Below are 16,655 nucleotides of genomic sequence, written 5' to 3'. Positions count from 1 at the left end.
ATGAAAATAGATAAAATTATAATTGGTATGTTTTTGTTTGTAATTGCACATTTTTCTGCTGTTGCACAAACAAAACAGTTAGCAGAAGCAGACAGACTTTTTAACACTAAGGCCTATGCCCTTGCAATTAAAGAATACAATAAATTAATTAGCAAAGGAGAAACCTCTTTAGATATTTATAAAAAATTAGGTGATGCCTACTACTTAAATGCCAATTATAAAGACGCTGCCACTTGTTATGCAAAATTAATGAGTCCTACTATTAAAAATTCTGATTCCGAATACTTATTTAAGTACGCACAAACGCTGAGGTCTAACGGTAATTATGAAGAAGCAGAAAAAATAATGCTTCAATTTAATAAAATAAAAAACCAAGATTTAAGAGCTTCTAAGTTTACTGAAAAATCGAATTACTTAGAAAGCATTAAAAATATCAAACAAAAATATATTTTAACTAATTTAGAGTCTAACTCAGCAGAGTCGGACTTTGCACCATCATTCTATAAAGACACACTGGTTTTTTCTAGTGCAAGAGATACTGGTTTTCTTGTAAATAATGTGCACGAGTGGAACAACAGACCTTTTCTAAATTTACATACTGCCGTTAAAAAAGACAGTTCTAGTTTTATCTATGAAGGTAAATTTGCAAAAGAATTAAATACTAAAACTCACGAGTCTTCTACCGCTTTTACTAAAGACGGCAAAACGGTTTACTTTACCAGAAACAACTCTGAAAAGGGTAAGTTTTCTCCAGATAAAAACGGTTTAAGTCGACTTAAAATTTACAGAGCTACGCTAGAAAATGGAAAGTGGACAAACGTAACCGAATTGCCTTTTAATAATGATGAATATTCTGTTGCTAACCCTAGTTTAAACTATGCAGAAGATAAACTTTATTTTGCTTCTGATATGCCTGGTACACTAGGTGCATCAGACATTTTTGTAGTAGCTATTAATACAGATGGTAGTTTTGGAACCCCTGAAAATTTAGGAGCTGAAATTAATACAGAAGGTAGAGAAACTTTTCCTTTTATATCTGAATTCGAGACATTGTACTTTGCTTCGGACGGGCACCCAGGATTGGGTGGTTTAGATATTTTTTATATCGATCTAACAAAAAAAGATGGTGTACATAATATGGGAAAAGGTATTAATAGTAGGCAAGACGATTTTTCTATAGTAATAGATGAAACAAAAAATGAAGGTTTTTTAGCATCTAACAGACCTAATGGTAAAGGAAGCGATGACATTTACAGTTTTATTGGCGATCCAAATTTAATGCTAAAAACAAGTACCATAAAAGGTACCGTAATAGACAAAGAATCTAACAATGTTATACCAAATGCAGCTATAACAGTTTATAATTATACCACAAATGCTGTAGTTGGCACAGCAACTAATAAAAATGGATATTTTACATCAAAAATAGAACTTCCCGAAAAAAAATATAAAATAACCGCAAAAGTTCCTGGATATGCGAATACTGTTATTTATGTAACCACACCTGGAATTAAGGACCCAATTGAAGATTTAGTATTAGAAATGGAAAAATCTAAAGCAGATACCTCCGTCGGATCAGATTTAACAAATTACTTAAAATTAGAGTCAATTTATTTTGATACAAACAGCTCCTATTTACGAGTAGCATCCTACCCAGATTTAGACAAGGTTGCTAACTTTATGAAAGAAAACCCAACTGTTGCCATTGAAGTTGGTGCGCATACAGATAGTACAGAAAGTGACACCTATAATTTATGGCTATCTAAAAGAAGAGCAAAATCTACCGTAAATTATTTAATTTCTAAAGGTGTAGATTCTAGTAAAATTACGGGAGTTGGTTTTGGAGAATCTCAGCTACTTAACAAATGTAGTAATGGTGTTACGTGCTCTAGTACAGAACACGCAATAAACAGAAGATCAGAATTTATTATTATAAATAAGTAAAACACTAAAAACTGTTTTACTAAAAAAAAGGTCAAAAACAGAAGTTTTTGACCTTTTTTACGTTATAATTCGTAGTTTTATTGCATATCCTTGTTATACTTGGCTTTTTTACTACCCTCGTACATTACATATTTTACCAATCTAGATTCTAAGTGACTATTAAACACTTTAATTTTTCTAGAAGGTCTTAAACCAACGTATTTTAATGCTTCTAAATTAGAGGTTATAAACCAAGAATCTGTTCCTGGGTAATTCTTCTTTAATGTATCCCCTATACTAGCATAAAACTCTTCCATTTCTATATTAAGTCGTTCTCCATATGGCGGATTAAAAACCATATGCAACTGACCTTCAGTTTCCTTTTCTGTTTCAAAGAAGTTTTTACGCTCTACAGAGATATAGTCTGTTAGGTTAGCATTTTCAACATTGTCTATTGCTTTTTTAACAGCAGACGGAGCTTTATCAAACCCTTTAATTTCAAATTTAAAATCTCTAGTTTTACTTAAACTGCTATCTACGATTTTTTCAAATAAATCTTCATCAAAATCAGACCACTTTTCAAAGGCAAATTCTTTTCTATTTATGTTAGCCGGTATATTACAAGCAATCATTGCTGCTTCCGTTAAAAAAGTACCACTACCACACATAGGATCTATAAAGTTACATTGACCATCCCATCCGCTTAATAACAAACAACCAGCTGCTAAAACTTCGTTAATAGGCGCTATGTTTGTTGCTGTTCTATAACCTCGTTGGTGTAAAGATCTACCAGAAGTATCTATGGCAACATTACAAGTTTCATTTTGTATATGTATGTTAAAACGCATGTCTGGGAATTTAACATCGACACTAGGTCTTTCTCCTTCTGTATCTCTAAATTTATCTACAATAGCATCTTTTACCTTTTGTGATACATATAAAGAGTGCGTAAACATATCAGACTTTATGGTCGTATCTATAGCAAAAGTAGTATCCGTAGTTAAATACTCTCCCCAATCTATTGCATAAATTTTTCTATACAAATCTTGTTCGTTATAAACCTGAAAAGACTTTACTGGTTTTATAATTTTTATTGCTGTACGTAAACACAGGTTAGCTTTGTACATAAACCCCTTATCGCCTTCAAAAAAGACACAACGTACCCCTTCTTTTACATTTACTGCGCCTAAGTTGCGCAATTCTTTTGCTAAAATCTCTTCAAAACCAAATAAGGTTTTGGCTATCATTTTATAATTATCCATAGGTATATTAAAGAATACGCAAAAATACATTAATTTTGCCCCTTATTACATTTTGTCGACAAAATTGTGTAACATCCATATTTAATATGATCTACATTTTACCCATTCTTGGTGTATTACTTAGTTTTATTTTTGTTTATATAACTAAGCCTAAAAATAAAGAAATATTTAAATTGCTACTCGCTTTTAGCGGTGCTTTTTTATTAGCTATTACCGTTTTTGAACTTTTCCCGGAAGTCTATGAACACGGAGATTCTAAAGAAATTGGAGTCTTTATTATGTTGGGGATTCTTTTACAAATATTTTTAGAGTTTTTCTCTAAAGGCGCAGAGCACGGCCATGTACATTTAAACACCGAGAGTGTTAATTTACCTTGGATGCTTTTTTTAAGCTTATCTATACATTCTTTACTAGAAGGTATGCCGTTAGGGCATCACCACAACCATAATTTTATTTATGGTATTCTGGTACATAAAATTCCAATTGCAATTATCTTAAGTATCTTTTTACTTAACTCTAAAATAAAGTTAGCACAAGCAATATTATTTATTAGTTTATTTGCAATAATGACTCCATTAGGAAGTTTATTAGCTAATAGCCTGACTTTTTTACAAACGTACCATATACAAATAACAGCTTTAGTTATTGGTGTTTTATTACACATATCTACTGTTATTTTGTTTGAGAGTTCTGAAGGTCACAAATTTAACCTTAGAAAACTAGTTGTTATTATACTAGGCATAACCATAGCTTATTTTATCTAATATGTTTAGTAGAGAAGAGTCTAAAAGGCTAAGAGAAGAGTTCTGGATTTCTTTTGGAAAGTCTTTTCCTAGAAAATGGATTTTGTACAATACCAAAATCAAGAATTTATCTTTTAAGTTTTATTTTGATAAAAATACCGCAATGGTATCTTTAGATTTAGAACATACAGATTTAGAAAAACAAATAGATACTTGGGAGAAATTAATTTCTTTAAAAACAGTAGTTACATCTAGCTTTTTACCCAATGCAATTTTTGAAGATTCTTATGTTTTAGAAAACAAAAAAGAGATTTCTAGAATTTATGTGATAAAAGAAAACGTAAGCATACACAACAAAAATACGTGGCAAGAAACTATGGTTTTTTTTAAAGAAAATATGCTACAGTTTGAAGCTTTCTTTGAAGATTATAGTGATGTAATTAGATACTAATCTCTATTTTTATTTAGATAAACGTTATATTAAACGTAGAATAAAAAAGAAATGAGCAATACTACCGCCCAGCACAAATAAATGCCATATAAAATGATTGTAAGGTATTTTTTTAACAGCATAAAAAATTATACCTACAGTATAGAACATACCGCCTATCATTAACAGGTTTAATGAAGTAGCACTAATACTTGCTACCAAATTAGCATAGTCTAGTATAATTAGCCAACCCATTGCTAAATACAGTAATAACGAAACAGCCTCATATTTACCTGTAAAAAAAAGCTTTAAAATAATACCTACCAAGGCAATACCCCAAACAACCCAAAAGATAAGCCAACCATTACCATTCTCTAGCGTAATTAGTGCAACTGGCGTATATGTACCTGCTATTAAAACATAAATACTACTGTGATCTAAAATTCTATACTTCTCTTTTAAAACAAGATCTGTAGCTGCGTGGTATAAGGTAGATGCTGTGTAAAGCAAAATAATAGAAATACCATAAACTATAAGACTAAATACTGCAAATGTTGTTTTATTAGTATTAAAAAACAATAGTAAAAACAGCCCTATTATTCCTAAAATAACACCAATAGCATGCGATGCTGTATTTAACTTTTCTTCTTTCATAATTTCTTTAAAGTGAATTGCAAAATTACCATATTGTTTAATGTTATAAAATGAAAAAGGCGCTAAAAGCGCCTTTTTTTTTATTTTATTGTTTATCTATACAATGTAAAGTGACCAACATAACGTTGTTTCTCTTTATCATTTGCATTAATTACATACCAGTAATCTCCTGTTGGTACCTCTTTACCTTCATAAGTACCATCCCAAGCAGTAACATCATCTAACCTAGCTACTACCCTACCATATCTATCATAAATAATAATTTCTATGTCAGGGAAAAATTCTCGGTTCGTTGGTGCCCATTTATCATTTTCATTATCTCCGTTAGGAGTAAAGAAATTAGGAATTTCAATTCTTCCTGTAAATTTAAATTCTAATACCACCTCTGCTACACAACCTTGTGCATCTTCTACACGTATAGTAACTGCATCATCTTCATTTAAAGTGTATATATTATCATTTCCTTGTGAGTTTCCTTGGAAGAAAAATGTATATCCTCCATAACCACCTTCTGCTAAAGCAGTAATCTCATTTGGACCTGTTTTAATTGCTGATAATGATAATGGGTTATAAGCATCTAATGTAAAATCTACAGAAGTAGAACAACCATTACTATGGTATATATAAACCGTATGCGTAGTATCTGGCGCTAAGTCTCCGAACACATTTTGCGTTGTCGCTAAAGTTAAATCATCTACATCTAAAGAAAACATTAGGTTAGACATTAAGCTCTTATCTGCCATATCTATAGTTACAGTACTAAAAGGGAAAATACCTCTACACCCGTATTCTATAATAGGAGTTGCACTTAAATCTACACCATAATCTATATTAATTATAGCATTGGTATCACATAAATTAGCGTCTCTTATAAATACTACATACGTTTCTCCACCAACCAAATTATCAAAGAACAAACTATCATTTCTTACAAAATCTGCATCATCAGATGAATTTAAACTAGTTTCATAATACGTATCTCCAGTTACTGGATCTACAAAAGGAGTACCACCATTAATAGTTAAAGTTGCTGTACCATCTGCTGCGTTTATACACAATTCTGGTGTTGTATCTACATCTGCAACTATAAGTGTTTCTGGCTCTGTAACTGTAATTTCTCTAAGTATGCTACAACCAACCTCATCTTGTACTAAAATTGAGTATGTACCTGGTGCTAAATCTCTAAATGTTATTGTATTAGGATCTACATCACCCACAAAAAACTCACTTAATGTATCTGATATAGAGAACTTTATCTCCCCTGTACCACCTCTAGCTTCTATGGTAATAGTACCATCAAAATCACCCGTACAACTAACAGGATTGGTCTCTAAACTTATTAGTTCTAAAGGCACTTTAGGTTCTATTTCTATAATAGAAGATATTGCTGTACAACCACCACTTGTTGCGTATACATAATATGTACCAGGACCAAGGTTTCTAAAAACACCCGATGCTTGTTCTGGTCTAACTATATCTGCTGCTGTTGGAGCTGTTGGCACACCTCCTAAGTCATTATTAACTAACGTATATTTATAGTTACCTATACCACCAAAGGCTTCTGATCTAATAATAGCTGTTGCTTCACCTTGACATTTAATTTCTGCATCTACTAAATCTAGTGCAACAACTAATGGTAAAGCTTTATCTAAACCAATTTCGTTAGATTGTTGTTCTGGACAACCATTTCCATTTTGCACATCGTACTGGAATGGTCCCGGATCTGCATCAATATCTGGAATAGTAATTATTACTGATAAAACATCTGGACCACCAAAGCTAACAAAAGCGTCTGCCGTTCCTGCTCTTCTATAAAAATATTCCATTCCTGCAACCGGGTTTGTAACACTAAGTCGCATTCTTCCTAAGTCTCCACAGCCTGGAGGTGTAACCTCTACTAATTCCGCATCTACTGGTTCTGGATCTACAATATATATTTCTGAAGTAGTGTAATCACAACTCCACCCATCAAAAATAGTAATCGTATAATAACCAGATGGTAAATTAGGGAAGCTTGCCGCCTCTTGTAAACCACTTGTGTTTGTTATAGCGCCTCCTGGACCATCTAATCTATTTAATTGAAATAAATACTCTTCTCCATCTCCGTCTAAATCTTCACCACCACTAACATTAAATGCACGTATAACACCATCATTTGCTCCTGGACAAAGTAAAGGTTGCACAATTTCTATATCGGCATTAATTGCAACAGGTAAACTTAATCGAATATCTTCAAAAATAACACAGCCACCAGAATCTCTGGTACTAACTCTATAATTCCCTTCAGATAAATCACTAAAAATATTAGATGAAGCAAAAGGAACCTCTATAGTAAATGTACCTGCTGTTGCTGTTTCTTTTTCCAATTGATATTCATAAGTACCCCAACCACCATCTGCAGTTGCTGTAATTTCTCCTAATCCTGGTATAGCACAAGTAACATTAGATGTTTGATCTGGCACTAAAGTCAAGCCTCTATCTGGAGATCTAACTGGTGCTGTATTACTTGTTGTATCACAAAACGGAGAAGCTAAAGCTTCTACTCTTACAATTAAATTACCTGCAGGTAAACCTGTTATAATTTCTGGTGTTGCTATTGGTGCAGTAGTATCAAAAGAACCAGTAACACCTGTTGTTACTTCTGTCCCTGTAGCATCTACTAAAAACACTTCGTAATTGTAAGCTCCTGAATAATTATTTACTTCTATACTTATTTCGCCATCACTTGCTCCAAAACAAGATACTGGTTTAACCTCGCCTATTACAGCTTCAATAATATTAAAATCTGGAACATTAAATGTTGGTGTTACAAATAAACAAGCACCTTTATCTATGTCTCTTACTGCAAAAATATAATCTCCGGGAACATCAACATCCCAAACTACACGGTCTGTACCGTTAGATAATTTTGCTGGTTGAGAACCTAAAGGCAATACTTCTACCTCATAATTTCCTGGCCCTTGATCTATAATTATTTCTAATTGACCTGCAGAAGCTCCAGAACCTGTAGCATCACAAGTAATACCATTTAATAAATTAAAATTAAACGTTAAGTCTGTTGGCGCTAGTATTGTTATGGTCTCTGTAGTTTCACACCCCTCGCCATCTCTTACAATTACGTCTATAGTTTGATCTCCTCCACTATCTATAATTTCAAAAGTATTAGAAGACTGAAAATTAGTACCGTCATAAAAAGGAGTACCATCATTTAAACTATAGCTGTAAGAGCCGTTACCTGTTGGTGTTCCAGTACCATCTCCATTATCATCTGTATAAATAGTAATAGTTGTTGTACTAAATGAACTTGCAGAAGGATTACATGTGAAATCTGGCGCTACAGGAGTTACTTCTAAAACTGTAGGTTCTTCCACTAAAATATCTAGAGATCTATCAGAACATCCTCTGTCTGACACTACTTCAACTTGGTATGTGCCTGGTGCTAAATTTTCAAAAGTAGCATCTATTATAGATTGTAATGGTGTTGTGCTACCACCTACATAAATATTATAGGTAAAAGGTGCATCTGTTGCTGACGCAGGATCTAACTCTACTGTTATACTACCATCTGATGCTCCGTTACAAGATACATCTTCAACAAAAGTATTAGCTATATCTGGTGTATTAACTGTAATTATTTCTACCGTTGCTATATCTGAACATAATGGAATTGTGTTAGAATTTAAATCTGTTACAGTAATACTATAGCTCCCTGGTGCCAAACCAGTAAAAATTTCTGGGTCTGTATCAGTTGGTTCATGAGTTGTTGTGGTTGAACCATCATTTAACTCATACCTAAAATTACCACTACCACCTGTAGTCTCTACTTTTACAATGCCATCTGCATTATTACAAGACGGTTCTGATGTTGCACTTGCAGAGATTGAGAAGAAATCGAATACCTCTACAGTAGTAGTACTTGTACATCCATTACCATTACGAACTGTTACTGTGTAAGTACCTGCATTTGGCACTACAAAATTTGGACTATCCTGAAAACCATTACCAATATCATATTGAAACGTAGTTTCTGGTCCGCCAGGTGTTGTTAAAGGCGAAGTAACATCTATGGTATAATTTGCTACAGCATTACATTGGTTGGTAACATCTACAGTTGGATCTGCTAAATCTGGATCTGCATCTATTACAACCCCTGTTAATATGGTACTACAACCTTTACTATCTTCTATATATACATCATAAGTTCCTACAGGTAAATCGTATACATTATTTGTTGTAAGTGTAGGCGCAGGATCTCCTGTTGGCACTACACCAAAAGTATATGCTGGCGAACCACCTACTCCACGTAACACTAATTGTCCATTTAGATTTAAACAGTTTGCATTTGTATTACGCTCAACAACTGGTGTTGGATTATCGTTTGTAATTGAAACTAAAGCACTAGCGTTACAATAGTTTGCTGTACCTGTATCTTCTGTTACTATTACTTGGTAATTACCTATTGGTAAATTTGTAAACGAACCTGTGTATGGGAAGGTTACATTTGTTATAGTTGTAGGGCCACTAATTACGGCTCCTGTATCTGTATTTGTTAAACTGATAATAATATCAGAACCATTTGGTAAACCATCTATTACATAATTAACATCTGCATCGTCTGGCGTTGCACAAGATGCTGCCGAAGATGTAGCCGTTACTGTTAAAGGATCTAATGTTGGTAATGGATCTATTTGTTGTATGTATCTACAACCTAATGCATCTACAACTTCAACAAAATATGTAATTCCGTACTCAACTTGTCCTGTAAAATCGTGCGTATCTGCATCTACATTTGGAGATACTAATGTTTCACCAACCAAACCTATTAAATAAGGTGCTGTACCTCCTGCAATGTCTACCATAAAAGTAAAAGCAGTAGAACAATCTGGTCCTGGTGTTGGTATTGGAGTTATTGTTAAGCTATTTTGTCTTAAAATAACTACATCTCTATCTTCACAACTACTTGCATCTGTAGTTTCTACAACATAATCTCCTTCTGCTAAACCAGGGAAATTAGCTGTTGTAGCTGCTGTAGGGCCAACTACTGCTAGAACGTTACCTGCTGTATCTAATAATGTATATGTAAAAGGTGCAGTTCCGTTAGATACCGCTGTAACATTTATTGCTCCGTCTGCTGGTACAATGCCGCAAGTTGGCGGTGTAAAATCTACCGTAGCATCTACAGCAGGTGCCGCAGGACCTACAGTAAAATTAACTGGTATATTACAACCTCTACTATCTCTTACGTAGTACGTATAATTACCCGGAGATAAGTTACTAAACACAGGCTGATTTGTGTACGTACTATTATCTGTACTATATTCATAAGGAGCAACACCAATTGTTGTATCTGGTATTAACTCAACACTACCTGTGCTATCGTCTCCACAAGTAGGGTCTGTAACATTTGCCGTTGCAGCAATAACTTCTGTAGGGTTAAGCGTTATAACGTTGGTCTCTACTGCACAAGTTTCGTTATCTACAATTCTAAATTGATACGTTCCTGGTAGTGCCGTTGTATATACAAAAGAACTACCAGCAATACTTACAGGAGCCGTATAAGCACCTCCATTATAACTTACTTCGTATGTTTGGTATGGTGTATTTCCATTAGCAATATTTACCCTGATCTCTGCGTCTCCATCTGCTGGAACCAAACTACAGGTTAATTCTTTTTGTATTGCAACTGTTGTAGTTGTCTGTGGTCTAATATTTCTAAAAACCATATCTGTACAACCATTACCATCGCGCACTTGAATTACATAACTTCCTGGACCTGGAGCGGGAATATCCTCTGTAGCAGTACCCGCAAACCAAGCACCATAATTTACACGATATTCATAATTACCATCCCCGCCGGAAGCAGTTACATTTATAGATGCAGCATCTGTACTATCAAAACAAAAATCTGATGCACCACTGTTTATTATTAATGATGGCGAGCTTAAAGATGTTAAAGTAAAGTTGAAAGATGTTGTACATCCTTCACTATCTTCTACAGTTAAAACATAATTACCTGCATCACTTAAACCCGTAAAATTAGGATTACTTCTTGGTCCTATATCCGATAATGTTCCTGGGATGTCTAAAGTATAAGTATAACCTCCCCAACCACCAGTTGCGTTAGCTCTTATAGATCCTCTATTATTATTTGCACAACTCATTGGCGTAAGCGTAGGTGCCATAGCCAAAGCTGTTGTAGGTTCGTTTATTGTTAAAGTTGCAGTTTCTACACAGCTGGTATCATCATCTGTTACCGTAATTGTATAAGTACCCGCAGCTAAACCATTTACATTTATAAATTTACCTGTTTGTCCTGTTACCGCAGGATTTGCATCAATTTGGTAAGTGTACGTAGACGTAAAACCATCTACAACATAGCGTCCACGACCATCTGTACCACCTACACAGGTAACATTATCTTGTAATTGTGCTGTTGCTTTAATAGAACTAATATCGTTTATTGCAAAACTTTCTGTATATGAACAACCACCAGCATCTGTAACTCTAAAAGTATAACTACCTATTCCTAATCCTGTAAAAACATTACTTCCTCCGTTTGCAACTGCACTTGGAGCTAGAATTTCATAATTTGTTATTGTACCACCACCTGTAACCGCTAATGTTACAGAAGCTGTTCCTGTAGCGCAATCTATGCTAGATACGGTAAAATCTATATCTGTTGGTTTATTTAAAGCTGTAAAAGTAATATCTGCTAATGTTTCTACACAACCATTAGCATCTCTAATTTGTGGTGTATATGTACTACCTTGAGAAAGTCCAGGGAAAACCGTAGTTCCTAATATAAAACCAGATCCTATACTATATTCGTAAGGTCCTGTTCCTCCACTTGCTGCTGCAAATGTTATTTCTCCTCCATTTTCATTCGCGCAATTTGGATCTGCGGTTACTGTTGCCGAAGATATTATTGAAGATGGTGTACCTATAGTTACTGCAACTGGAGCTGTAGAACAAACAAAAGTATCTTGTTGGTATCTAATAACTACATTATAAGCACCTGGAGCTAAATTAGAAAATACATTTCCGTTTTTAAAGGTTGCTCCGTTATCATTACTATACTCTAACATGTAACCATTACTATTGGTTACATTAATAGTTAATCTACCATTATCCGCTCCACCACAATTTGCATCTTCTGTAGTTACATTAAAAACTGGAGGCGGAATATTCTGTACTTCTACAGCTGCATTTTTAGAACAACCATTGACATCTTCTATTAAAATATTATATGTTCCTGCTGTACTAACAGCAAAAACTACGGAACTAGCAAAAGTACTGCTGTACGTACCACCACCATCTAGGCTATAACGATAAGGAGATGTACCACCTGCAACATCTAAAGTAACATCTACACTTGTTGCACCACAACCAAAACTGTCAGTTGCAAAAGCCGTTGCATCTATTGGAGCTAAACCATTACCTATTATTATTGGGTCACCTGCTATTTCTGTAACTGTAACATTACAATCGTTAGTTTCTACTTGTACGGTATATGTACCAGAACCTAGATTATTAAAAGTATGACTCGTATTTGCACTTGGACCAAAAGTATCTAATGTAACCCCACCTTTTAAAAGTCGATAACTATAAAAACCAGTAGCTCCAGAAACTGTAACTCCTACATTTCCTTTTTCTCCACTACAAATAATATCTGTTTTGGTAACATCTACCGTCATAGATTCTTCTGATATTGTTATTATCTCAGAAGGAAAAATACAAGAAGTAGCCGGTGCATCTTTTAACTGTGCAAAAACTTGGTAATCTCCTGCTACTGTAATATCAAAAGACGGACTATCTTGAAAAGGTCCGGTTGAAGAATTTAAACTATACTCGTACCCAGCAGGCACATTTGTAACTTCTATATTTCCTGAATTACCACAAATAATATTTTTTGATGTAATCTGAGGATCTAATGGGTTTGAAGATACTTTAAAGTGATAATATACACCAGAATTTACACGAACTCTATATTCTCCTGCAACCCCAGCATTACTAGCATCTAAAAAAAATGTGGAAGAATTACCTACAGTTACCCAATTACTACTACAAGTTGTGCTGTAAGTAGGACAATTGTCTGTGCCAACAAAAGTACAACCAGCTCCCAATTTTTGCCAAACATATGAACTTCCCGATGTGCTTAAAGACACCGTTCTATCATCTCCCGTACCGCACAAGAAAAACTTAGCTAAGGTACTGTTATCTATAGAACAAGTTTCTTCTAGATCTGCCCCATTAATAATTGTTGCAAACATAACTGGTGCAGTCAATGTACTTTGCTCTGAAGTTTGTTCTTTGGGAATTGATGAAAAACTTGTTTTTACATCTTTAGGAATTTCTATTTTATCCTCAGTTGTTAACTCCTTAAACGTTTCATCGTTTAACGATATAACATCTGTAATAAAACCGTAAATCTTAGGGTTCGCTATTGCGGTACTGCACACTACTAATCCAAAAATTAATAGTATAGCATATAACGCAAGTCTTTGTTTACTTGGTTGCATAGGTTAAGTCAATTTGTTTTAAAAGGATAAAGCAACTTGGGGAATTGCAATACACCTAAGGTATTTTATAAAATGGGTCTTTCTTAAAATTAAATAATAACTCTTTAGTCTATTAAAACGTCAAAAAATACAAAATAGTGTCCTCTATATGCTTTTAATCTATAAAGTCAATACATACAACTATTACCAGCGTAACAGACAATACGTTACAATTACAAAACGTACGTAAATCACTACAAAAATAACAAATTAAAATAAAAGAATTTTACTTTAGGTAGTATAAATACATCTTACACAGATAAAATAGTGGTAAATAATAAGAAAAAGGACTCCTCTATTGAGTCCTATAAACACAACTAAAATATGGTATTTATAATGATCCTCTAAACTGATAAATCAATAAATGAATACTTGAGTTCTATAAGGTATTTGGTATAAAAATTAGCCTTTGTAAGCATCTACAGCATCTTTAACAGATCCGTGTTTTTTAAGCAATATTTCTGCTTCTTCATAAGGTATATTTAATGCCTCTACTACATAACGTGCACCGCGGTCTACAAGCTTATCATTACTAAGTTGCATATTCACCATTTTATTACCTTTAACTCTACCTATTTTTATCATTAATGCTGTAGAAATCATATTTAGCACTAATTTCTGTGAGGTTCCACTTTTCATACGAGTACTGCCCGTTACAAATTCTGGTCCTACTAAGGCTGCAATTGCAATAGCTACCTCCTTGGTTAGCGGTGAACCAGGATTATTGGTAATACATGCAGTTAATAATCCGTTTTCCTTAGCTTTTTTTACGCCACCTATTACATAAGGCGTAGTTCCTGATGCTGCTATACCCACAACGGTATCGTTCTGGTTAATATCATAAGCTTCTAAATCTTTCCAAGCTTGTTCTTTGTTATCTTCTGCGTTTTCAACCGGTAGCCTAATCGCAGTATCGCCACCTGCTATCATCCCTATTACTTTGGTATGTGGTAATCCAAAAGTTGGTGGTATTTCAGAAGCATCTAAAATACCTAATCTACCACTTGTTCCTGCTCCAATATAAAACAAACGACCTCCTTTATTAAAGCGTTCTGCCAAAGCATCTACAAGTAATGTAATTTCTGGAATACATAAAGCTACAGCATCTGCAATTTTTTTATCCTCATTATTCATACTAGTCAAAATAGTACTCGTATCCATTAATTCTAAATCTGAGTAGTTTGATGAGGTTTCGGTAACTTTAGTGAAGTCTAGCATCTATTATAAGGTGGTATTCGATTAATAATTTTTATCAAATTTAAGTGTTTTTATCTTCTTAGTTTAATTTTTACAGAAGTCCATTTAGTATCACGCTATAAAAAGTCTATTTTAGCATAACAACTTATATTATGACTATGCGCAGTTACTTTAAATTTTTATCAGCCTTAAAACCTATTCATTTTTTCTTTGCTTCTATATTGATATTACTAACGAGTTGCAACAATAAACCAAAAGAAAAAGCAGAAAATACTACAGAAGTAAAACCAACAAGCTTAAACGTTATTAAAACGTACGATGAGGTTACAGAACAACTTACGAATGCTGAAAAAATAGGCCAATTATTTATGCCTGCTGCATACATAAATGATACCGAAGAAGACATACAAAAATTAGAACGACTTATAAAAGAACAACACGTAGGAGCGCTATGCTTTTTTAAAAGCAGAAGTAGTGCTGCAGCAAATTATGATGGTCAAAACAAGAGCGATACACTTAGTTTAGCCAATCTAAAAAGACTAATAAAAAGATACCAAAAAGCAGCTAAATATCCACTAATAATTGCCATAGATGCAGAATGGGGTTTGGCAATGCGTGTAGACAACACTCCACAATACCCTTATGCAATTACCCTGGGAGCTATGCAAAACAAAGATTCTTTAATTTTTGAGGTTGGTAAAAATATAGCTAAAGATTGTAAAGATGCTGGTATTCACTGGAACTTAGCTCCTGTAGTAGATATAAACAACAACCCTAAAAACCCAGTAATTGGTTATAGATCTTTTGGAGAAGATAAAGAATTGGTTACTAAAAATGCTATTGCTTTTGTAAAAGGTATGCAGAGTCAAGGTATTATTAGTTGTCTAAAACATTTTCCTGGACACGGAGATACTGCTACAGACTCGCATATAGGTTTGCCGGTTATAAATAAAACAAAAGAGGCCCTATTAGCGAATGAATTGTACCCTTTTCAGCACCTAATAAATAAGGGTGTAGAAAGCGTAATGATTGGTCATTTGGCAGTACCCGCTTTAACCGAAGAAAAGAACACCCCCACTACCCTTTCTAAAAAAACAATAAAAGGCCTTTTAAGAGGTGAAATGAATTTTAAAAACGTGGTTATTTCTGATGCCTTAAATATGAAAAGTGTTTCTAAATTATATCCTGTTAAAGGGGAATTAGAATGGATTGCTTTTGATGCAGGAAATGATGTACTATGTTTTGCAGAACACACCAAAGAAGGCATAGAGACTATTCTAAAAAATGCAACACCAGAACAAATTGAAGAAAGTTTTAAGCGCGTTTGGAAGCTAAAAGAAAAAGCTTTTAATACCATTATTAAGCCTACTACAAACTACTATACTTCTAGGAGTTTAAATACTCTTTTAGCAAACCAGAGTTTAACGGTTGTTAAAGGAAATAGAAATACAATAGCTAATTTTAAAACTGATGGCTTTGTTGGTGTAGAAATTACCAAAGGTGAAGAAAATGCTTTTTTCAATTCGATAAAAAAGAATCATAAATTCAGCAACTACAGTACTAAAAACACCACTTTTTCTAATATAAAAAATGCTATTAAAACAGAAGAAAACGTTGTCATCGCTTTATACCCACCAAGTATAAAACCTAAAAATAATTTTGGCTTAAGCACTGACGAGTTACAATTGTTAAAAGAGGTTATAAACACCAAAAATGTAGTTTTATATGTATTCGGAAATCCATATGTGTTAACAAATTTAGATATTACAAATGCTAAAAATGTAATTGTAGCGTATCAAGATTTTCAAGTTTTTCAGGAAAATGCAGCAGATCACTTTTTAGATAAAACAGATGCTAAAGGAAAACTTTCAGTTTCAATAAACTAATT

8 protein-coding genes are annotated in these 16,655 nt (G+C 33.7%); 4 read left to right on the top strand and 4 right to left on the bottom strand.

Going from position 1 to position 16,655, the window contains the following annotated elements:
* The gene (locus tag M4I21_RS09890; protein WP_249558976.1) at positions 1-1,944 is read left to right on the top strand and encodes an OmpA family protein; all 1,944 of its coding nucleotides are present in this window, start codon (positions 1-3) and stop codon (positions 1,942-1,944) included.
* A gap of 77 nt (positions 1,945-2,021) precedes the next feature.
* On the opposite strand, the gene M4I21_RS09885 is transcribed toward M4I21_RS09890, so the two are convergent.
* Positions 2,022-3,185: a THUMP domain-containing class I SAM-dependent RNA methyltransferase gene (locus M4I21_RS09885; protein WP_249558975.1), complete on the bottom strand. Its 1,164-nt coding sequence runs from the start codon at positions 3,183-3,185 to the stop codon at positions 2,022-2,024.
* Positions 3,186-3,271: 86 nt separating this feature from the next.
* Between M4I21_RS09885 and M4I21_RS09880 the strand changes: the two genes are divergently transcribed.
* Positions 3,272-3,949, top strand: a complete 678-nt coding sequence (locus M4I21_RS09880) for a ZIP family metal transporter (RefSeq protein WP_249558974.1) — start codon at positions 3,272-3,274, stop codon at positions 3,947-3,949.
* Between the two features lies 1 nt (position 3,950).
* Positions 3,951-4,379 carry a DUF4268 domain-containing protein gene (locus M4I21_RS09875; RefSeq protein WP_249558973.1) on the top strand — a complete coding sequence of 143 codons (429 nt, stop codon included), beginning with the start codon at positions 3,951-3,953 and terminating at the stop codon, positions 4,377-4,379.
* Between the two features lie 24 nt (positions 4,380-4,403).
* On the opposite strand, the gene trhA is transcribed toward M4I21_RS09875, so the two are convergent.
* The 3 genes from trhA to M4I21_RS09860 form a co-directional block, all read right to left on the bottom strand.
* Positions 4,404-5,012: a PAQR family membrane homeostasis protein TrhA gene (trhA, locus tag M4I21_RS09870; protein ID WP_249558972.1), complete on the bottom strand. Its 609-nt coding sequence runs from the start codon at positions 5,010-5,012 to the stop codon at positions 4,404-4,406.
* Positions 5,013-5,104: 92 nt separating this feature from the next.
* Entirely contained in the window at positions 5,105-13,531 is an 8,427-nt protein-coding gene (locus M4I21_RS09865; RefSeq protein ID WP_249558970.1) for a T9SS type B sorting domain-containing protein, read from the bottom strand.
* A 441-nt stretch (positions 13,532-13,972) separates the two neighbouring features.
* Positions 13,973-14,788, bottom strand: a complete 816-nt coding sequence (locus tag M4I21_RS09860; RefSeq protein WP_249558969.1) for an N-acetylmuramic acid 6-phosphate etherase — start codon at positions 14,786-14,788, stop codon at positions 13,973-13,975.
* 131 nt (positions 14,789-14,919) lie between these two features.
* Here M4I21_RS09860 and M4I21_RS09855 point away from each other — a divergent pair, with 131 nt between their 5' ends.
* Entirely contained in the window at positions 14,920-16,653 is a 1,734-nt protein-coding gene (locus M4I21_RS09855; protein WP_349628861.1) for a glycoside hydrolase family 3 protein, read from the top strand.
* Positions 16,654-16,655: the final 2 nt, after the last annotated feature.

This window comes from Cellulophaga sp. 20_2_10 (assembly GCF_023476645.1).
GTDB lineage: Bacteria > Bacteroidota > Bacteroidia > Flavobacteriales > Flavobacteriaceae > Cellulophaga.
The sequence above is the reverse complement of the archived record's forward strand: the minus strand, read 5'-3'. Positions and strand labels throughout refer to the sequence as shown.